Here is a 20,718-nt window from a genome sequence, read left to right on the forward strand (position 1 = left end):
CGCCTTCCACGCCGCCTCCGGGCGGCGTTATTATTCATTCCAAAGAACGCTATTTCAAAGAACGCCGCCTCAGAGAATATTATCTATGGATTACCTGCCCCTTTTTTGTCAGTTAAAAAACAGAGCCTGCTTACTGGTCGGTGCCGGTGATGTTGCAGAGCGTAAAGCGCGTTTGCTGCTGGAAGCTGGCGCAAAACTAACGGTGAACGCCCTCACCTTTACGCCGCAATTTCAGATCTGGGCAGATGAAGGCAAAGTCCGCCTGTTACGCGGTGAATTCTCACCGCTGCTGGTGGATGAAAAATGGCTGGTGATCGCTGCGACCGATTCCGATCTGGTGAATCAGGAAGTCAGCGAAGCCGCAGATCACCGCCGCGTGTTCTGCAACGTGGTCGATGCGCCGGAAAGTGCCAGCGTGATCATGCCGTCGATCATTGACCGTTCTCCGCTGATGATCGCGGTGTCTTCCGGCGGTAATGCGCCGGTACTCGCGCGTTTGCTGCGCGAACGTCTGGAATCCATTCTGCCACAGCATCTGGGCAAACTGGCACAGGTCGCGGGCGGATTGCGGGCGAGGGTAAAAACACATTTTCCTGATGCTTCTGAGCGCCGTCGCTGGTGGGAAAAACTGTTTAATCATCATCGCCTGGCGCAGTCGCTGGCGAACAATGACAACGTGCAAAGCCACGAATACCTTGAAGAATTATTCCGCGAGCCTGTGGACAAACATGGCGAAGTGATTCTGGTCGGCGCCGGACCGGGGGATGCCGGATTACTGACGCTCAAAGGCTTGCAACAGATGCAACTGGCCGACGTGGTGGTTTACGACCGGCTGGTTTCTGACAGCGTGCTGAATCTGGCACGTCGCGACGCGGAGCGGATTTTCGTGGGCAAACGTGCCGGACACCATTGTGTGCCGCAGGAGCGCATCAATGAAATCCTGCTGGAACAGGCGCAGATGGGCAAACGCGTTGTCCGTCTCAAAGGGGGCGATCCGTTTATCTTTGGTCGTGGCGGCGAAGAACTGGAAGCACTGAAAGCCGCAGGTATCGCATTTTCCGTGGTACCTGGCATCACGGCGGCCTCCGGTTGTTCCGCTTACAGCGGTATTCCGCTGACCCACCGCGACCACGCGCAAAGCGTGCGGCTGATCACCGGCCATGCGAAGCAGGATGGAGTTTTAGACTGGGCCTGCATGGCGCAAACTCAGCAAACACTGGTGTTTTATATGGGGCTTACGCAGGCCGGAGAGATCCAGCGCCGGTTGCTGGAGAATGGCCTGGCAGCAGAAACGCCTGTCGCACTGGTAGAAAACGGCACCAGCCAGCAACAACGAGTGGTGACAGGGAAGCTCACAGAGCTCGAAATTTTGGCGAAAAAGGTGCAAAGCCCCAGTCTGATTATTGTCGGCAGCGTGGTGAGCTTACGTCAGAAACTCAACTGGTTTGCCAGCGACACCTGTCTGTGATGCCCTTCTGTTCAAAAAAACTCCATTTATTTTATTAATCAATTCAGAGAAGTGAATTCAGATTCACTTCTCTCCCCGCACTTATAAGATAAATCTTATAACAGAACATAATTCCTGTTATCTCACCTTAATCAGTCAAAATTCAAAATAATCACTGCACCCAAATGGAATATTCAGAATCTTCAACTTAAACTTTAATTACGCCAACTGTGGCGTAATCTCCCGTGGAGGGTCAAATCATGCGCCATACCATTCATGTTGGTCATGTTAACAAGATTGCCCTGGCAATCTTAGTCGCCCTGTCACTGGCTGCCTGTAGCGGCAGTGGCGGCGGCGGTTCTTCTCATACGGCAAAAACGTCCACCACCGGCTCAGCAACGACCGGCGATGGCACAGGTTCAGGGACCGGGACTTCAACGGGCGGTGACGGAACCTCCACCGCCGGGAATGGAAGCGGCACAGGATCGGGTACCGGGGCAGGCACCGGTAGCGGTGGAGGAACCGGGACTGGCGGCGGCACAGGGACAACACCGTCAACCACGCTTGCCAGCGCGACGATCCTGAGCAGCGCAGGCACCGCGGTCAGTGGTCTGGGTACGCAGGTCAGCAGCATCGCCACCCAGACACCGATCAGTAATATTCCGGTCGCCGGGACTGGCGTCGTGACCATCATCGACAGTACCGGTAAAGCGGTGACTGACGTGGGCAGCGGCGTGAAAAACGGGCTGGGACAACTCGGCACCAATCCGAACGCCGTCGGCACCACCGTCGCCGGCGTCCCCATTGCCGTGGCGGATTTGGGCACCGGCGTGTCAGGGCTGGGGACTTCGCTGGCTGCCAATACCACAGGAACACCGGTCAGCGGCGTGACATCCGCAGCAGGCGGGCTGGTCAATAACGTCGGGAAAGTGGTCACCACAACGGGTAACGGATTAGCGACAAACGTGCAAACCGGTGAGCTTTCTAAAGTCACCACGGCGACCACCGGTATCGTGACGCCCGTTGTCGCCAAAGTTCAGGGCACCACACAAGCCGTCGGCGGCGCAACAGGGCTGGGCGCACCGGTTAATGGCTTGCTTAATCAGGTGGGCACTACCGTCAGCGGCGCAGGGACGCAACTGGCAACCACCACACCGGCGCTGGCTGGTCTCGGACAGGTGGTCACCGGCACCGGACAGGCCGTGTCTAAAACCGGGACCATTCTGGTTCCTGCCAGCAGCACGACCACCTCTACCGCCAGCAATTCCGGCGGCATTTCGGCGGGCGCTGGCGCATCCGTCACGCAATCCGGCGGTTTACTGGCCGGGGTAGGCACCACAGTGGGAGGACTGACCGGCGGCCTGGGTCTGAAAGTCAAAACCACGCCGTAAATCTGTTAATGAGCGTTGGTAGAAAAAGCCCGCTCTCCGGTTCTGGCGGAGAGCGGGCTGGCATCTCTGAGTGGTAACTTTTCCCTGTGCGTTCAAAGGAATGTTTATGAGAATAAAATCCTGCATAGTGGCTTTACTGGGTTCTGCCATTGGCTACAGCTCGGCAGATATGTTTCCTACCCTGATCGACCCGAATAACCCGGCCAAACTGGCGCAGCCGATTTCCCAGCCTCCGGCCAAAACGCAAAATATCGCCTTACCCGCACAAAAGTCTCCTCCCAGCCTGACACCCCAGACCCTGATTGACGTCAGACACATTCAGTTTGTCGGCGGCACTCAGTATCCGCTGGATTCACTGGCCGCGCCCTTCGCCCCCTTTATCGGCAAACAGGTGCCGCTTTCGGCATTACTGGCGGCCACCGACACGATCACCCAACGCTATCACCGCGACGGTTTTATTCTCTCTTACGCCTATATTCCGGCCGATAACTTTAAAGAGGGCGTGCTCAGCATCGGTCTGGTGGAGGGATACATTTCCGGTACGCAAATCCGCAGCGACAATCAGCAGGTGGGCCGCTGGCTGAGTAAATTATCGCAACATATCATGGCGGAGAAACCGCTGACGCAGGATGCCTTTGAACGGTACACCCTTCTGATGGGACGCACGCCGGATACCAAAGTCAGCGCCTCGGCCAATAATCCGAACAACATTTACGGCGCGACCACGCTGAATGTCGACGCGGTACGCCAGCGGAACTGGAATATTGCGACAGCGGTCGATACCCGCAAAGGTGACAGTTCTGCCGTGGTTAACGCCACGCTAAGCGGCCTGAGCACCTACGGCGAGCAGTTCGGCATTGCGACCTTAATCCCGCTGGAAAGCGATACCCGTAAGACCTACGCCGGTCTGAACTATCAGCAATATCTTGGCGACGACGGGTTGCTGATGCAGCTGAAAGGCAGTTATTACCAGCAGAAAGATAAGGATTACAACAGCATATTACTGCTGCCCAACGGCATCGACGTCGGGGCGCAAAACACCCAGACACAATATAACGGCGGCGTGGTATTCAGCTATCCGTTGCAGCTGACGCGGAAAAAACAATGGACGGTCAGCGGCGGTCTGGATTATCTCGATAAAAAATACCAATACGATTTGCGGGCAAGGCTGGGCAATCAGCAGATTGACCTGCCGCAGGTCAGCCAGCGGATCCGCTATCCGGCCGCAGAATTGTCACTGACCGGCTACCGGGAATATGATCAGGCTTACTGGAATACCACCTTCAATGTCCGTCAGGGGATCGACGGTCTGGGGGCGACGAACTCCACACCCAATGCAGATCTGACGTTTACCCGCTGGAAATTTAACGGTGACTCGGCTTATCTGTTTGATAAAAAATGGCGGCTCAGCGCGTCGGTTGAAGGTGACTGGTCGGACAATGATTTGCCGGAGCCTGAGCGGGTGAATTTCGGTGCCCTGCATTACGGGCGCGGCTATCCGGACAGCGATGCGCAGGGGGATTACGGCGTCGGCGGGCAGGTAGAAATGCGCTATATCCATACACTGGAACAGGGAGTGTGGCTGAAAACCATTCAGCCTTACGCCGTGGTAGATGCCGCGCATACCGGATTTAACCAGCCGGGGCTGCCCAAACAAAATCTGTCGTCTTACGCCATTGGCGTGATGTTTGGCGATAACCGTCACTATTCATTATCCGTGGAAGCCGCCAGACCGATTGGCGATGTGCCGCTCGACAGTTCGTCCCGCGACTGGCGCTATAACGCGACCTTTACCTATAACTTCAACACCGGCTCGTGAAATCCTGAAAGTAAAAAGCCACGTCTTAAAAGACGTGGCTTTTTGATGGAGTGCCGGGCTTGACTTATTCGTAGCTGACGAAGCCAATAGCTTCGTAGGCCTTCTTCAGCGTCACGCTGGCACGGGCACGGGCTTTCTCAGCCCCTTCTTTCATGACCTGTTGCAGATAAGCTTCGTCACTGCGGAAACGGTTAAAACGTTCCTGCACTTCAGTGAGCATGCCTGAAACCGCTTCAGCAACGGCACCTTTCAGATGACCATACATCTGGCCTTCAAATTCAGCTTCCAGCTCAGGAATGGCTTTGCCCGTCACACCAGAAAGGATATCCAGCAGGTTAGAAACGCCTGGCTTGTTTTTAATATCGTAACGGATGACTGGCGGCTCTTCAGAATCCGTCATCGCGCTTTTAATTTTTTTGGTCACCGCTTTCGGATCTTCCAGCAGGCCAATCACGTTTTTACGGTTGTCATCCGACTTTGACATCTTCTTGGTCGGTTCCTGCAATGACATCACGCGTGCACCGGATTTCGGAATGAACGGCTCCGGCACGGTAAACACATCGCCATAAAGCGCGTTGAAACGTGCGGCGATATCGCGGCTCAGTTCCAGATGTTGTTTCTGGTCTTCACCAACCGGCACCTGATTGGTCTGGTACAGCAGAATATCCGCCGCCATCAGCACCGGATAATCAAACAGGCCAGCGGTGATGCTTTCGCTGTTGGAGGTTTCATAGCGCGCTGATTTGTCTTTAAACTGCGTCATACGACCCAGCTCACCGAAATAGGTGTAGCAATTCAGCGCCCAGCTTAGCTGACTATGTTCAGGAACATGAGACTGCACGAAGATGGTACTTTTCTTCGGATCAATGCCGACCGCCAGATACAGTGCCAGGGTGTCCAGCGTCGCTTTGCGCAGCTTTTCCGCATCCTGACGCACGGTGATCGCGTGCAAATCGACGATGCAGTAAATGCATTCGTAATCGTCCTGCATTTTGACCCATTGACGCAGCGCACCCATGTAGTTGCCAATGGTCAATTCGCCTGAGGGCTGTGCGCCACTAAATACGATGGGTTTACTCATTTTATGCTTCCTGATCTTTTAAAGATAACAGCCCTAAAGTGGGCAAAAGGTCGGCGAAATTATCCAGTACGCGATCGGGTTTGGTCAGCGCGATAGTTTCACCGTAGTTATAGCCGTAAGTCATGCCCACACACGGACAACCAGCGGCCTGCGCAGCATGAATATCATTGCGAGAATCACCGACAAAAACCATTTCACTGGCGCGCAATCCGAGCAGTGCCAGGGTCATGTAGACCGGTGCCGGATGCGGTTTTTTCGCCACAACATCGTCGCCGCCAATCACGACCGTGAAATAGCTATCGATACCCAACGATTGCAACAAAGGCGCGATGAAAGGCGTGGGTTTGTTGGTCACCAGCCCCATTGGCAGCCCGGCTGCGGCCAGTGCAGCCAGCGTCTCTTTGACTTGCGGGTATAAACGGCTGCCACCTGCGGCAGTATCGGCATAATAGTGATCGAATTTATCGCGCACTTTCTGCAGAAACTCTGGCGACAAATCGCCTTCGGCCCAGCGAACGGCACGCTCAACCATCACGTCAGCACCATTGCCAATCCAGGTACTGAGACGCTCAACGCCTGCGACAGGTAAATTGAAATCACGCAGCGCCATATCCATGGCTTCAGAGAGACCCGGCGCGCTGTCGACCAGCGTACCGTCGAGGTCAAAACCTAAACCGCGGGCGGCGAGGATGTCAGCCATGGGAGACCTTAGCCAGTTCACTGCGCATATGGTCAATCACCGTGCGGTAATCCGGCTGATTGAAGATAGCGGAACCGGCGACAAACATATCTGCACCGGCAGCGGCGATTTCGCCGATATTGTCGGCTTTCACACCACCGTCTACTTCCAGACGAATGTCATAACCGCTGGCATCAATAATCTTGCGAACCTGACGCAGTTTATCCAGTGTGCCCGGAATAAACGACTGCCCGCCGAAGCCAGGATTCACCGACATCAGCAGGATCACGTCGAGTTTATCCATCACGTATTCGAGATAGCTCAGGGAGGTTGCCGGGTTAAACACCAGACCGGCTTTACAGCCATGGCTTTTAATCAGCTGCAGGGAGCGGTCGACATGCTCGGACGCTTCGGGATGGAAAGTAATGTAAGAGGCACCGGCTTCGGCAAAATCCGGGATCAGACGATCAACCGGTTTGACCATCAGGTGAACATCGATCGGCGCGGTAATGCCGTAGTTACGCAGCGATTTAAGAATGGCTGGCCCCATCGTCAGATTGGGGACGTAGTGGTTATCCATCACATCAAAATGGACCACATCTCCGCCCGCTTCCAGAGCTTTCGCTGTGTCTTCGCCCAAACGGGCAAAGTCAGCAGACAGAATGGACGGTGCAATCAAAAACTGTTTCATCCGCTTCTCCAAACGATAGGTTTATCCGATGATCACCGCTTGGCCGGTAATCAGCGATATAGCGCTAAAAGTTCATTCACCATGCTGCGCTGGGCAACTTTACTGCTGATAGTGCGGCGCGCTGACACGCGGTGCAGCTGTTTCGCCTGTGCATACCATTCCAGCGTAAGTGGTGTTTCGTGGTTGGAAATCAGCACCGGCACATCGTTCTCATTGGAAAGCTGATACGCCAGACGAGCCAGATTACGCTGATCATCCATGCTAAAACTGTTGGTGTGGTACGCCGTAAAATTTGCCGTAGCAGAAAGCGGGGCATAAGGCGGATCACAATAAACCACCGAGCCAGACTGCGCTTTCAGCAACGTGTCCTGATAATGCTCACACACGAATACTGCATTCTTCGCTTTTTCAGCAAACCAGTAGAGTTCTTCTTCAGGAAAATAAGGCTTTTTATAACGCCCGAAAGGCACATTAAACGCGCCACTGAGATTATAACGACACAGGCCGTTGTAACAATGGCGGTTAAGATAGAGGAAAAGTACCGAGCGACGATAAGTATCGCTGCTGGCATTAAACTCAGCCCTCAGGCCGTAAAAACAATCTGATTCGTTAAACTCTGGCGTAAAAAGCACGTGAGCATCACGCACGAATTCTTCAGTGCGTGTCTTCACAATGTTGTAGAGATTGATCAGGTCGCTATTGATGTCCGCCAGAATATAAGCGTCATACTCGGTATTCAAAAATACGGAGCCCGCGCCAACAAAAGGCTCAATCAGACAATCTCCCACAGGAAGATGACGTTTGATGTCATCAATCAGCGGGTATTTGCCGCCAGCCCACTTCAAAAACGCGCGGTTCTTCTTCATGCCGTCAGTTAGCTACTTATATACAATTCACAGCCGCGGATTGTATCCTGTTTTTAGACAGCAAATCGCGTTGAGATCAGTTTCATTTTTTCAGGTCTTGCTGTACCTGATGTACAGGCTTGACCCACGGTTTTTTCGCCTGAACTTCCGCAGGCAAGCTGGAAATAGCACGTTTGGCTTCTGCAGAAGAAGCGTAGTTACCACTCACCAGTACAAACCACGGCTTCCCGTCGCGGGCGGTCTGATAAACCAGATAATTTTTCAGGCCCTGCTGTTTTGCAAACGCATTCAGTGTATTGGACTGAGAAGCGCCGCTCAGTTGCAGGGTAAAGTGCGTACCTGGCGCAGACTTAATGGCAGATGTGCTGCCAGAAGCTGTTGCCGGTGCAGAGGCAACCGGAGCAGGTGACGCGGAGGATTTGGTTGCCGGCGTTTTCGCGGTATGCGACGCCGTTGCTGATGTCTTATGCTCAGCCTGTTTCGAGGTATGAGCAGGCTGCGCATTACGCGAAGACTGTGCCGGACGTACATGGGTGGCTGACGGCTGAGAACCTGCCGGCGCCTGAGTATGAGCTGAACCGTTGACGGTCGCTGGTGCGGTCGGCAAAGAAGTCAGTGACTGAGCCGCAGGCGCCATACTGCCTTGTGCCACGCCATCGACCTGATTTTGCTGGGAAGAAAGCGCATCGCTCATATCACCCGGCAAATCGACACGTTCTTTCGCCTGACCATTATTGGGAACAGGCTCGGCTTCGGTTGGTGTCGGGGAAACTGGCGGTAAACCGATACTCTTCGGTTGCTGGCCATCAGCTGGCTGTTGACCGTCTACGGCTTGCGCCGTATTAGCCTGAGCAGAAGGTTGAGCAGAAGGTTGAGCAGGTGCCGCAGCATCGTTACCTGAGAGACTGATGTCTTTCGGACCATTGGTCTGCTGAGCAGGCTGGCTGGAGGAAGGTGACTTCATGGCTGAGCCGATACCGACAATCAGCAATACCAGCACCACAATCCCGATGCCGATCATCACGTACTGACGGGATACAGCGACTTTTGGAATGGAAGGAGACGGTTTGCGCGCGCGCGGTGGGCGGCGATCGCTGGTGTCTGGTTTGAGATCGTCTTCCGGTGTTAAATCATCCATCTAAAACCTCCAACCCGGCAAAAGCCTCAAGAGGCTTTACGCGGAGCAACTATCCTGACTAAAAATATAAAGCTTTGCTGGCAAACGTAAAATCGGTCGTTATCTGGCCATCATTATGGCCACAGTCTTAACGGCAATCTTCAATCGAAGCCAGCACCATTTCATGCGATACGCCGGAGCGTACTTCAGACTGACCAATTGCTTTCGGTAAAACCAGACGCAGCTCGCCAGCCAGTACTTTCTTATCACGCATCATGTGCGGCAGATAAGACTGCGCGTCCATAACTTCGGGGCCCGTCACAGGCAAACCTGCGCGGGTCAGCAGGGCTTTCACCCGGGCGATATCACCCAGACTGAACTGCCCCAGGCGATGGGCCGTATAACAAGCCATCACCATTCCAGCTGCCACAGCTTCGCCATGTAACCAGTTACCGTAACCCATTTCTGCTTCAATAGCATGGCCGTAAGTATGGCCCAGATTCAGCAAGGCGCGCAGTCCGTTTTCACGTTCATCGGCAGCCACAACCTCGGCTTTCAGCTCGCAGCAACGACGGATGCAATACGCCAGCGCATTCATATCCAGCGCCAGTAAAGCGTCCATGTTGTCTTCAAGCCACACAAAGAAATCAGCATCCAAAATAATGCCGTATTTGATAACTTCCGCAAGACCCGATGACATTTCGCGGGCAGGCAGAGTTCGCAGACAGTCGAGATCAACCACCACCGACGCAGGCTGATAAAAAGCGCCGATCATGTTTTTCCCGAGCGGATGGTTTACCGCTGTTTTACCGCCAACGGAGGAATCAACCTGAGAAAGCAGCGTGGTTGGCACCTGAACAAAGCGCACACCGCGCTGATAACTGGCTGCAGCGAAGCCGGTTAAATCACCGACTACGCCACCACCAAGAGCGATCAAAGTCGTATCACGTCCGTGCGGTTTTTCGAGTAGCGCGGAGAACACGTCATTCAGAACAGTCAGGGATTTGTATTGTTCACCATCAGGCAAAATGACCTGATCAACACGAACGCCTGCCTGCTCCAGCACTGAACAAATTGCATCCAGATAGAGAGGGGCAAGGGTTTCATTGGTCACTATCATGACCTGATCGCCTGCCTTTACCGGCATAAAAGAAGCCGGATCGTGGAACAATCCGGCAGCAATCGTAATGGGGTAGCTACGCTCCCCTAACGTTACGGTAATCCTCTCCATGTCGTGCTCTGTGACCTTCTTTAACTGACACCCTCAGGCAATGATGGACACCAATAATCAGTTACTTTCCAGCATATTGATAATCTGGTTAGCAACGACTTTGGCACTTTGATCATCGGTACGAATAGTGACGTCGGCAATCTCCTCATACAAAGGATTGCGCTCTCTCGCCAGTGCTTCAAGCACTTCACGCGGCGGAGCACTCACTTGTAATAATGGACGTTTTTTGTCGCGTTGTGTACGCGCCAGTTGTTTTTCGATGGTAGTTTCAAGATAGACGACAACGCCACGCGCTGACAAACGGTTACGGGTTTCACGTGATTTCACGGAACCGCCACCTGTCGCCAGAACAATGCCTTGTTTTTCGGTCAGTTCGTTGATCACTTTTTCTTCGCGGTCGCGGAATCCGTCTTCGCCTTCCAAATCAAATACCCAGCCCACATCAGCTCCGGTACGTCGCTCAATTTCGTGATCGGAGTCGAAAAACTCCATATTGAGTTGCTGAGCTAACTGTCGACCAATAGTGCTTTTGCCGGCACCCATAGGCCCAACCAGAAAGATATTGCGTTTCTCTGCCATGTTTTTCGGTATTACTAAGACAATTCGTTGATGATAACCCGCCCCGCCAATCAAATTAGCGGCGGGACCTAAACTGAAACCTCATGAGCGATATAGTGCGAGATCAGAAAAAAATTATCTCAACACTCTTGGTAGTTTGGCAACCGAATAAATCACTTTGCACGCCGCAGGAGGGAAACCGTACGTTTTTATCGGCGTGTCTGTCGTAATAAAAAGATCACGGTGCTCAATTCGGTAACCCTTGTAAGCTAAATCGACGGCAGCGTCAAACTCAGAAGCCTCTTGCAACACAAAAAGTTGCATGCGCTCAACGTTATTAAGTCATTTACAAGGGGTAAGAATACCCATTTAACGGGTGAGGATTAAGGTCGGAGTGATGAAAATCACCAACTCACGCCGCTGTTCATTGGTGTATTGGTGTTTAAACAAAGAACCGACCACCGGAATGTCACCCAGGACAGGGACTTTCGTATCCGTTTTTTGGTTTTTACGCTGGAATATCCCGCCGAGTACGATCGTTTCCCCGTTTTTTACCGTCACCTGGGTTTTTATTTCCTGCTTATCGATCGCCAGCGCCTCGCCTTCGGACTGTTTGATACTTCGCCCCGGCATGTTCTGGCTAATCTGCAACGCCAGTTGAATACGCCCGTCACGCTGAATTTTCGGCATGACTTCCATTCCCAGCACTGCTTCTTTGAATTCGATCGACGTGCTGCCACTCGCCCCGCTGGAAACCTGATACGGGATTTCCGTTCCCTGTTTAATACTGGCAGTCTGCATATGCGCCGTCAGCAGCCGCGGGCTGGCAATAATATCGACCTTATCTTCCTGCTCAAGCGCCGTCAGTTCGAGATCAAGGATCCGCCCGCTGATGTGAGCAAGATTGAAGCCGGCAGTAAATATCGGATTTTCGACCGGCATTCCCATACTGAAATTGTTCATGCGCACCGCTTTTGTAATGGGTTCCTCCCCGGTAAATCCCCAGCGCACTCCAAGTTCGCGCAGGCTTTCGCTGTTCATGGTGACGATATGCGCCGCCAGCTGGACCTGCTGGAGGGGTAAATCCATCTCCTTTACCCACGGTGCCACTACATCCAGCGCCGCCTGCGTGTCACGTAACAATAGCGTATTGGTGCGGGTATCTGCAGAAGCATTGCCTTTTTGCGACAACAGCGATCCTTTCTGAGCGTTCAGGCTAAGCGCCGTCTCTTTCGCATCCGCATATTGCAAAGGGACGGTGAGGCTGATCAGCGGGCTTTGCAGCGCCTGCTGTTCGGCGGCATCTTTTATCCGCTGTTGTACAACCTGCGGGTCTTCTTCAGGCGACACCAATAAAACGTTGCCCTGCAACTGACTGGTGAGATGGTTCATTTGCAGAATGATGTCGAGCGCCTGCTGCCACGGCACATCTTTGAGTTTCACACTCATCTGCCCGTCCAAACCCGGTGCGGTGACCAGATTCAGTTGCCGGGCATCCGCCAGCGCATGCAATACCAAACCGACCGGTGAGGACTGAAACTCCAGCGAAATCAGCGGTGGCGTACCGGCTTTCACCGGGCTAAGACATAAACACAGCAAAAACAGCACAATCCGTTTATTTACGTATTTCATTATTTTCCTTTCCCTGGAGAATCATTACCTTTACCCAGCCTGATAATCTGACGCTGTAAGCCGCAACGTGCGTCACTGAGGCTAAGTTCAACCTGCACACTGCTGAGCACTTCAACCGTCCATTGCGGCATCCCAACGAGTGAACCTGTTTCGACTTTATTCCAGCGCCCCTGCGGAGAAAGCAGCCAGCCATAACGTTGCCCTCCGACATCTGAAATCCCGCTTAACAGCCATTCAGATAATGGAGAAATACCAGCACAGTCGGGTGTCTGTGGCACATTAAACGGATCACGCACGGCTTTCGACGCGACGACACCGCTAACAAACTCCGCCGCTGGCGCAGTTTGTGTCAGTAACACTGATGCTTTCATCCCACCACTACCGGTGGTATGCAGATTCAGCTCGCTAAACGCAGGCTGTTCGGGACGTTGCAACAGCGCATGAAGAAAATGCATCAGTTCGGTAAAAGTCACCTGCAATTGCAATTCACCCTGCGGTTCTTGTTTCGGTTGCGAAACGGGTTGCCAGCGAATCAGCACCGCCTGAGAGTCTTTCAGTGGCCGGGAAAACGCTTGCTCCAGAGGCAGGCTTTTGCGCAGTGATGTCGCATTACCGGCCAGTTCCTGCTCCAGTCTTTCCAGTGGAATCATGCGCATTAGCGTCACCTGAGCCAGGGAAAGGGTCTGTTGTGCGATGTCAATCTCCCGTTTCAGGGTTTCCTGTTGCTGCCATAATCCGCGCAATCCGAACTGATACAGCGTCAAAACCATCATCACTAAACATGCGGTCAGAATGAATACCCGCTGCCAGCCGGGTTTTTCCATCAGCGGTTCAATACGCTCTGATAGAAAACCGGTCATTGCGGTACTTCCGGCGCAGGCAGTGGCCTTTCAGCGCGAAACTGCGTTTTCATCACGAAGCTCAGATTCTGGTTGGGCTGTTGCTGTACATCAGAAAGACTGACCTTGCTGAGCAAGTCTCCTGCCGACAGCATGTCACTCAATGCCAGAATGTCGTGGTACAACCGCCCCTCGCCTTTTAACGTCAGCATTCCCTGATGTTCTGTCAGCTCAGTCAGCCACAGTTCTTCGGGCATCTTTAACGCCAGCAGCTCCAATAATTGCAGATAGTCCCGGCTCCGCTGCACACGCTGGTGGCTCAAAAGACGTGCTTCAGTCAGAACCTTTACCTGTGCTGATGCGGCCTCCACACGACGCTGCTGAAGCATAATCTTTTGAATGCCTGAATTTAGCGCTGACAGCTTCACCTGCAATAACGTCCGCTCCTGCACAATGAAAGCGGCCAGAAGCCAGGCACAGACCACCACAGAGACCGGAAACGAAACGAAAATCTTCAGCCAGCAACGCATCCGCTTTTGACGGCGCAGCTTTCGCCACGGTAATAAATTGACCTGGAGCATCAGTAATCCGCCTGACGAATAGCCAGCCCGACGGCGGGCGCAAACGCACCGGGATTCGCAGGCAAAGGCGCGGACAATTGCGCGATTGCGCTTAATGGCGACCAGCATTGCATTACCGCAGATGGCGATTCGCCACTGAAATAGTCCTCCGCGTGGCACAGTGCGGCCGCGCGATACTGTGTGCGGATCTTCTGAGAAATTGAGGTTTCAGTCATGGCCTCTGCGTGATCCAGCAAGCCAAACTGGAACGGCAAGCTGTGCGGCGAAGCCCAGAGAAAGGCATCGTCAAGGGGATGAATCAGCAATGCATCACCCGGAACGCCAGCAGCACAGGCCGCCATCTGAAGTGCGCAAGGGGCCAGTTCAATAGCATCCGGGAACAACCGTGCCTGCGCCATGCATCGCACCCACTGTTCAATTTCCTGCTGCCTTGCGGCTGTAACCACCAACTGATTATCACCATGAGGGTCAGCCCGGTAGTCCATCACCAGATGTTCCATGCCGAGGGGGAATTGTTTCGCGGCGTTAGCGAAAATAAACGCACTGCGCTGCGGCTCACCCAACCGGGCATCGGGCGCGGCCATTCGCTGTTGCATAATACGTTGTGCAGGAAGGCTTATTCGTAATGAAAACGACGTCGGCAGCGTTTTTCGCCAGCACGATAAAAGGGCGATCAGCGGCGCGGTCTCATGTAATATCCCCTCCCGCAATGTGAAAGGAGGCAAAGGATGCTGCCACCAGTGACGTAATTGCCAGCCATGACGCCGCCGCTGAACGGCGATCGCACGGGCAAAACCGGCTTGAATATCCAGACCTACCTGCCATGCTTGTAGTCGCATTTTCGCCCAATCTCCATATCGTCAGGTAAATAAAAGAACGTATCCATGTTGCTGGCTTGCCTTTATACTACCGCGCGGTTGTTTATAAACTGCCCAATTGACACTTAATGGGAAATCTCAGGTGAAGTTCGTAAAGTATTTATTGATTCTTGCAGTGTGTTGCATTTTGCTGGGAGCCGCCTCGATCTTCGGTTTGTATAAATATATCGAGCCACAGCTACCCGATGTCGCCACGCTTAAAGACGTGCGCTTGCAAACACCGATGCAAGTTTTCAGTGCCGAGGGTGATTTAATCGCTCAATATGGTGAAAAGCGCCGTATCCCACTGAAACTCGACCAGATCCCACCGGAACTGGTGCATGCGTTTATCGCGACAGAAGACAGTCGTTTCTATGAACATCACGGCGTGGACCCGATCGGTATTTTCCGTGCGGCTTCCGTTGCGCTGGTGTCCGGCCACGCCTCACAGGGCGCGAGTACCATTACTCAGCAACTGGCCCGTAACTTCTTCCTGAGTCCTGAACGCACGCTGACCCGTAAAATCAAGGAAGCATTTCTGGCCATCCGCATTGAGCAGATGATGTCCAAAGATGAAATCCTTGAGCTGTATCTGAATAAGATCTATCTCGGTTATCGCGCTTATGGCGTGGGTGCCGCTGCACAGGTTTACTTCGGGAAAAATGTCAACCAACTGACGCTCAGTGAAATGGCGGTGATTGCCGGTCTGCCAAAAGCACCGTCAACCTTCAATCCGCTGTATTCTCACGATCGTTCTCTGGCGCGTCGCAACACCGTACTGGCGCGTATGCTGGATGAGAAATACATCACGCAGGCCCAGTACGATCAGGCGCGTGCTGAGCCGCTGGTGGCGAATTATCATGCTCCACATATCGAGTTTTCTGCGCCGTATCTGACCGAAATGGTGCGTCAGGAGATGGTGAAACGTTATGGCGACAACGCTTATAACGATGGCTACATGGTTTACACCACCATTACCAAGAAAACCCAGCTGGCCGCGCAGGAAGCCCTGCGCACCAACGTGCTCAATTACGATATGCGCCACGGTTACCGTGGCCCGTCAAATCAGTTATGGAAAGTGGGTGAACCTGCGTGGGATCAGGACAAGATTGTTCAGTCGCTGAAAACCCTGCCGGTGTATGGCCCGCTGTTCCCGGCCGTTATCACCGCAACGGACGACGCTCAGGCGACGGCAACGATGTCCAACCGCGCGGTCATCAACCTGCCATTCAGCGGCATGCGCTGGGCGCGACCTTACCGTAATGACAATGCTCAGGGCCCGACACCGAAAAAAGTCACTGACGTGGTGCGCCCTGGTCAGCAAGTTTGGGTACGTAAAGTGGGTGATGACTGGTGGCTGGCGCAGGTGCCTGATGTCAACTCAGCCATCGTTTCACTCAATCCAAACGACGGTGCCATTGAAGCGCTGGTCGGCGGGTTTGACTTCAACCAGAGTAAGTTTAACCGCGCCAATCAGGCGGTTCGTCAGCTCGGTTCGAACATCAAACCTTTCCTGTATACCGCAGCAATGGATAAAGGCCTGACGCTGGCGACTATCCTGAATGACATGCCAATCACCCGCTGGGATGCCGGTGCAGGTACCGACTGGCGGCCGAAGAACTCCCCGCCAACGTATTACGGTCCGATCCGTTTACGTCAGGGTCTGGGCGAGTCTAAAAACGTGGTGATGGTGCGTGCGATGCGTGCGATGGGTGTGGATTACGCGGCTGAATATCTGCAGCGTTTTGGCTTCCCGGCGGCGAACATTGTTCATTCCGAATCACTGGCATTGGGTTCTGCTTCATTCACTCCGTTACAGGTGGTGCGCGGTTACGCCACACTGACCAACGGCGGTTATCTGGTTGACCCGTATTTCATCACCAAAATCGTGGATGAATCCGGCCAGGTTCAGTTTGAAGCTAAACCTAAAATCGCCTGCCGTACCTGTAATATTCCGGTTATTTATGGGGATACGCAGAAATCTGCCGTGCTGTCGGATGACAACGTAGAAAATGTTGCTACGTCCACCATCAATAACAATACCAGTGTGCCAACGCCACAACTTGAGCAGGTTCCGCCGAACTCGCCACAGGTTGATGCCGCACAGCAATACGCACCGCATGTGATCAGTACTCCTCTGTCATTCCTGATCAGTGATGCACTGAACTCCAACATCTTCGGGGAACCGGGCTGGATGGGGACGGGCTGGCGCGCAGGACGCGACCTGAAACGTCACGACATTGGCGGCAAAACCGGGACAACCAACAGCTCGAAAGATGCCTGGTTCTCCGGATATGGCCCTGACGTGGTGACATCAGTCTGGATTGGCTTTGACGATCACCGTCGTGATTTAGGCCGTTCGACGGCTTCCGGTGTCATCCCGGATCAAATCTCCGGTGCCGAAGGCGGCGCGAAAAGTGCTCAGCCAGCCTGGGATGATTACATGAAAGCCGTGCTGGAAGGAGTGCCGGAACAGCCACAGACTCCGCCTCCGGGTGTGGTGACCGTCACTATCGATAAGAGTACCGGTAAGCTTTCTGACGGCGGCGGTAACAGTCGCCCGGAATACTTTATCGACGGGACTCAGCCGACAGAACATGCTGTGCATGAGGTCGGAACAACCATCATGGATAACGGTCAGGAACACGAACTGTTCTGATGCCTGAGCTGTAAAGCAAAAAGCCGGTCTGCGTAATGCATGACCGGCTTTTTTAATGATGTTTTATCGCAGGCTCAGCGGGCATCGCGCATCAGAAACTCATGCGCCAGGAATAACGCACTCACGTTGCGGGCTTCGCAAAAATCGGGATGTTGCAGCAGTTCCATCATGCGTGACACCGGCCAGCGCGTTTGTGGCAAAGGTTCCGGCTCATCACCTTCCAGGCTTTTCATATACAAATCTTTAGCAATGACTATATTCATGCGACTGGAGAAGTAAGAAGGTGCCATGGTCAGTTTTGCCAGCACGTCAAAGTGCCGTGCACCGTAGCCCACTTCTTCCATCAGTTCCCGGTTCGCCGCCTCAAGCACACCTTCACCCGGATCAATCAGGCCCTTGGGGAAACCCAGCTCGTAGCTTTCAATCCCAACGGCATATTCCTGAATTAACAACAGCTCATCATCAATGATCGGTACAATCATCACCGCTTCGCGATCGGAAGGACGCATGCGTTCATACACGCGTTCAGCGCCATTGCTGAATGTCAGATCAACAGATTCGATGGTGAATAATCGCGAACGGGCTACGGTTTCCACCTTCGTAATTTTCGGTTTTTGCAGGTGTTGTGTCATCTCATCCCCAACTTATTATTCACCTGACCAGAGGTGTTCTAATGGGTTCGTTTGTCTGTTCAAAAGCCGCTACCGGTAGTCATTGTGCGTTAAGGAGCGTCAGCATCGCAATCTTTACTGAAAAACTGTCTTTGTCCTGCCTGTTTCCCGTTCAAAATATCACTAAATAATCGCCGTTAATCGCGCAAAAAAAACACGTTGACTCATGGCTGTCACATTTTTGCTTTAACAAAAACACTCTCACTTAAAAATAGGATTATACCGATACCCGTTAATTCCCAAATGCAGGTATCCTCTAGCGTGGTATTTTTGTGCACGCGATTCAGGTTAACAATAATAAAATTCCTATCAAAAAGCACCCATGCGCAGAATGTGCATTTCGTTATATGTATAATACTTTCACAGAGTTGACGTAAGTCACCCACGTCTGAACGGGGATCGGATGAGCACAGTAGTCGTGACACTGGTGTTGTTGTGTATCGCAATTATTGCCACAGCGTCTTATTTTTGGCTCGTATTGCGTCGCCGCCAACGCGGCGAGTCAGTCGTGCGTTTTTCCACACCCAGTCAGCGCAAACTCTCCCAGAAAGAACGCGACGCAGTAGAACGCTATCTGCGACAAAATGAAGGCCTCGGCCAGACACCAATCACCCACCGCAATAATCTGATTATCCTGCGCGATAAACTGACGCTGACCACCAAAAGCGAAAATGTTTATAGCCTGACCCGCGCGATCACCCGTTATGGGGTGGCGAGCGAAGATCCTAACAAATGGCGTTACTTCCTCGATTCTACTGAAATTCACCTGCCGCCATTCTGGGAGCAATACATTGCTCAGGAAAACCAGGTCGAGCTGATCAAAACACAGACTCTGCCGCTGGTGATTTCACTCAACGGTCATACGCTGACCGAGCACGTTTACGAAGGCCCGGCGCCGGTTTCGGCGGTGATACCTTCTCAGCCGCAAAATGCGTCTATCCGTCATGAAGAAAGCGAGCATATTGAACTGGTCAAAGTGCGTCGCGAAACACGTGAAGAGCATGCGCTGACCCGTTCGAATGGTGTAAAAGAAGCGCTGGCTGTTTCCGCTATTCTGCTTCTGCTTTTCATCACACTGCAAAGTCCGGTGATATTTCTGCCCTGGTTGCTGGTGATTTCGGCAGGATTAGCCGCCTGGGTTATCTGGCGGTTTGTGTCTGAACGTTTAGGTAAGAATCGTAAGGAAATTCATTGCCTGCGCGGCTTACCTAAACGCTGGGGTTTGTTCGGTGAATCCAAACAAGGTGATATCAGCAATATTTCGCTCGGTGCGGTAGACCTGATTTATCCGCCTCACTGGCAACCCTATATTGGTCGTGATCTCGGACAGCCAACGGACGTGGAAGTCTATATGAACAGCCACGTTGTCCGTCAGGGAAGCTATCTGACACTGCACGAGGAAGTGAAAAGATTCCCGCTCCAGCAGTGGGGAAGAAACCTGGTGCTCGCCACCAGCGCCTTCCTCTTGCTGCTGGCGTTACTGGTTTATGTGCCGCTTGGCCTGCCGCTCAAACTCAGCGTAGCCTGGCTGCAAGGTGCACAAAGTTCGCAGGTTAACAGCGTACAGGAACTGGAAAAGGCTGCCCTGCGCGTCGGCGACACCCTGAAAGTTCAGGGTACCGGCATGTGTTATGTGCCACCGGCGGCCAGCCGTTCTGCATCCGGTTTTATGCCTTTTGATTGTTCCGCGATTTACTGGAATACCGCGACGCCGCTGCCGGTGCCGCAGTCAGAAATTATTGATGCAGCTACAGCGCTGCAAACCACGGTGAACAACCAGCTGCATCCCGGCCAGAACCAAACCCCCGAGCAAAACATTAACCCGCAACTGGCCACCGCCATCGAGAAATCCGGGATGATCCTGCTTGATGATTTCGCGGATATCGTGCTGAAAACCGAAACGCTATGCGGAAACAGTAACGATTGTGTTCGTCTGAAAAATGCGCTGGTGAATCTGGGCAATTCGAGCAACTGGAATTCGCTGGTGAAGCGGGCAAAAGCAGGCACATTGCAGGGGATTAACGTTCTGCTGCGTCCGGTCAGCGCGCAATCGCTGAGTGAACTGGTGAATAACGCAACGTCTTCTTTCTTTGTTCAGGAAACCCGTCGCGCCGCTGACAGCCTTAACAGCCCGCCTCCGGGCGGATTCTTGATCAGTAACGATGAAGGACGCCAGTTGATTGAAATGCCCACGCCTCCGGTCAGCGTGTTTGCTAACCCGCCTCAGGAGCAGTGGAAGCAACTGCAACAATTATCGACACTCCTGCTACATACACCGTTCAGTGCGCAGGGCGTGATCACCAGTATCAGCATTGATGCTAACGGAACCCGTCACATTTCGCTGCACAGCGAGCCGGATATCTCAACGCTCTGGCGCTATCTGGGCACCAGCTTATTACTGTTACTGTTAATCGGTGTTCTGGCGGTCAATCTCGTGCTGTTTACCCGCCGTTTCATCAAAGATAAGCGCAGAATCGACGATATTCAGCAATATTATAACTCCTGCTTTCATCCCACATTAATGCCAATCCCCGTGCAAAAACTGGGCTGAAAACCACCGGGTGTCCCTGCGCCACCCGGTCAGATTATGCTACCCTGA

At 53.1% G+C, this 20,718-nt stretch carries 17 protein-coding genes; 5 read left to right on the plus strand and 12 right to left on the minus strand.

Going from position 1 to position 20,718, the window contains the following annotated elements:
- The first annotated feature begins 85 nt into the window (after positions 1-85).
- From cysG to EX31_RS04690, 3 genes are all read left to right on the plus strand, one after another.
- Positions 86-1,468 carry a siroheme synthase CysG gene (cysG, locus tag EX31_RS04680; RefSeq protein WP_037033651.1) on the plus strand — a complete coding sequence of 461 codons (1,383 nt, stop codon included), beginning with the start codon at positions 86-88 and terminating at the stop codon, positions 1,466-1,468.
- 239 nt (positions 1,469-1,707) lie between these two features.
- On the plus strand, positions 1,708-2,838 hold the full coding sequence (locus tag EX31_RS04685; RefSeq protein WP_037033653.1) for a collagen-like triple helix repeat-containing protein: 1,131 nt from the start codon (positions 1,708-1,710) through the stop codon (positions 2,836-2,838).
- Positions 2,839-2,944: 106 nt separating this feature from the next.
- On the plus strand, positions 2,945-4,657 hold the full coding sequence (locus EX31_RS04690) for a ShlB/FhaC/HecB family hemolysin secretion/activation protein (protein ID WP_156106966.1): 1,713 nt from the start codon (positions 2,945-2,947) through the stop codon (positions 4,655-4,657).
- A 64-nt stretch (positions 4,658-4,721) separates the two neighbouring features.
- On the opposite strand, the gene trpS is transcribed toward EX31_RS04690, so the two are convergent.
- The 11 genes from trpS to pilM all read right to left on the minus strand — a co-directional run bounded on the left by trpS (position 4,722) and on the right by pilM (position 14,771).
- A complete protein-coding gene (gene trpS / locus EX31_RS04695; RefSeq protein WP_037033655.1) occupies positions 4,722-5,738 on the minus strand; it encodes a tryptophan--tRNA ligase in 1,017 nt (338 codons plus the stop codon).
- A gap of 1 nt (position 5,739) precedes the next feature.
- Entirely contained in the window at positions 5,740-6,438 is a 699-nt protein-coding gene (locus tag EX31_RS04700) for a phosphoglycolate phosphatase (protein WP_037033656.1), read from the minus strand.
- Positions 6,431-7,108: a ribulose-phosphate 3-epimerase gene (gene rpe / locus EX31_RS04705; RefSeq protein ID WP_037033657.1), complete on the minus strand. Its 678-nt coding sequence runs from the start codon at positions 7,106-7,108 to the stop codon at positions 6,431-6,433. The genes EX31_RS04700 and rpe overlap by 8 nt, the downstream gene beginning before the upstream one ends.
- 50 nt (positions 7,109-7,158) lie before the next feature.
- Positions 7,159-7,974, minus strand: coding sequence for an adenine-specific DNA-methyltransferase (dam, locus tag EX31_RS04710; RefSeq protein WP_037033658.1), 816 nt, complete (start codon positions 7,972-7,974; stop codon positions 7,159-7,161).
- Positions 7,975-8,056: 82 nt separating this feature from the next.
- A complete protein-coding gene (locus tag EX31_RS04715) occupies positions 8,057-9,112 on the minus strand; it encodes an SPOR domain-containing protein (RefSeq protein ID WP_037033660.1) in 1,056 nt (351 codons plus the stop codon).
- Positions 9,113-9,239: 127 nt separating this feature from the next.
- A complete protein-coding gene (gene aroB, locus EX31_RS04720; RefSeq protein WP_037033662.1) occupies positions 9,240-10,322 on the minus strand; it encodes a 3-dehydroquinate synthase in 1,083 nt (360 codons plus the stop codon).
- A 57-nt stretch (positions 10,323-10,379) separates the two neighbouring features.
- Positions 10,380-10,901 carry a shikimate kinase AroK gene (aroK, locus tag EX31_RS04725; RefSeq protein WP_014333540.1) on the minus strand — a complete coding sequence of 174 codons (522 nt, stop codon included), beginning with the start codon at positions 10,899-10,901 and terminating at the stop codon, positions 10,380-10,382.
- 348 nt (positions 10,902-11,249) lie between these two features.
- Complete coding sequence (hofQ, locus tag EX31_RS04730) at positions 11,250-12,512, minus strand: DNA uptake porin HofQ (RefSeq protein ID WP_037033664.1); 1,263 nt, start codon at positions 12,510-12,512, stop codon at positions 11,250-11,252.
- Entirely contained in the window at positions 12,512-13,372 is an 861-nt protein-coding gene (locus tag EX31_RS04735) for a pilus assembly protein PilO (RefSeq protein WP_037033665.1), read from the minus strand. Before EX31_RS04735 ends, hofQ begins: the two co-directional genes overlap by 1 nt.
- On the minus strand, positions 13,369-13,932 hold the full coding sequence (locus tag EX31_RS04740) for a PilN domain-containing protein (RefSeq protein WP_013573612.1): 564 nt from the start codon (positions 13,930-13,932) through the stop codon (positions 13,369-13,371). The genes EX31_RS04735 and EX31_RS04740 overlap by 4 nt, the downstream gene beginning before the upstream one ends.
- Positions 13,932-14,771, minus strand: a complete 840-nt coding sequence (pilM, locus tag EX31_RS04745; RefSeq protein WP_013573611.1) for a pilus assembly protein PilM — start codon at positions 14,769-14,771, stop codon at positions 13,932-13,934. Before pilM ends, EX31_RS04740 begins: the two co-directional genes overlap by 1 nt.
- Before the next feature lie 121 nt (positions 14,772-14,892).
- On the opposite strand from pilM, the gene mrcA reads away from it, so the two are divergent.
- Positions 14,893-17,448, plus strand: a complete 2,556-nt coding sequence (gene mrcA, locus EX31_RS04750; protein WP_037033667.1) for a peptidoglycan glycosyltransferase/peptidoglycan DD-transpeptidase MrcA — start codon at positions 14,893-14,895, stop codon at positions 17,446-17,448.
- A gap of 74 nt (positions 17,449-17,522) precedes the next feature.
- Here the strand turns inward: mrcA and nudE are convergent, their stop codons facing one another.
- Positions 17,523-18,080 (minus strand): ADP compounds hydrolase NudE, encoded by a 558-nt coding sequence (gene nudE, locus EX31_RS04755; RefSeq protein WP_037033669.1) that lies wholly within the window; start codon positions 18,078-18,080, stop codon positions 17,523-17,525.
- 442 nt (positions 18,081-18,522) lie between these two features.
- Between nudE and EX31_RS04760 the strand changes: the two genes are divergently transcribed.
- Positions 18,523-20,670 (plus strand): intracellular growth attenuator family protein, encoded by a 2,148-nt coding sequence (locus tag EX31_RS04760; RefSeq protein ID WP_014411507.1) that lies wholly within the window; start codon positions 18,523-18,525, stop codon positions 20,668-20,670.
- Positions 20,671-20,718: the final 48 nt, after the last annotated feature.

Origin of the sequence: Rahnella sp. WP5, assembly GCF_000745615.1 — a bacterium.
GTDB lineage: Bacteria > Pseudomonadota > Gammaproteobacteria > Enterobacterales > Enterobacteriaceae > Rahnella > Rahnella aceris.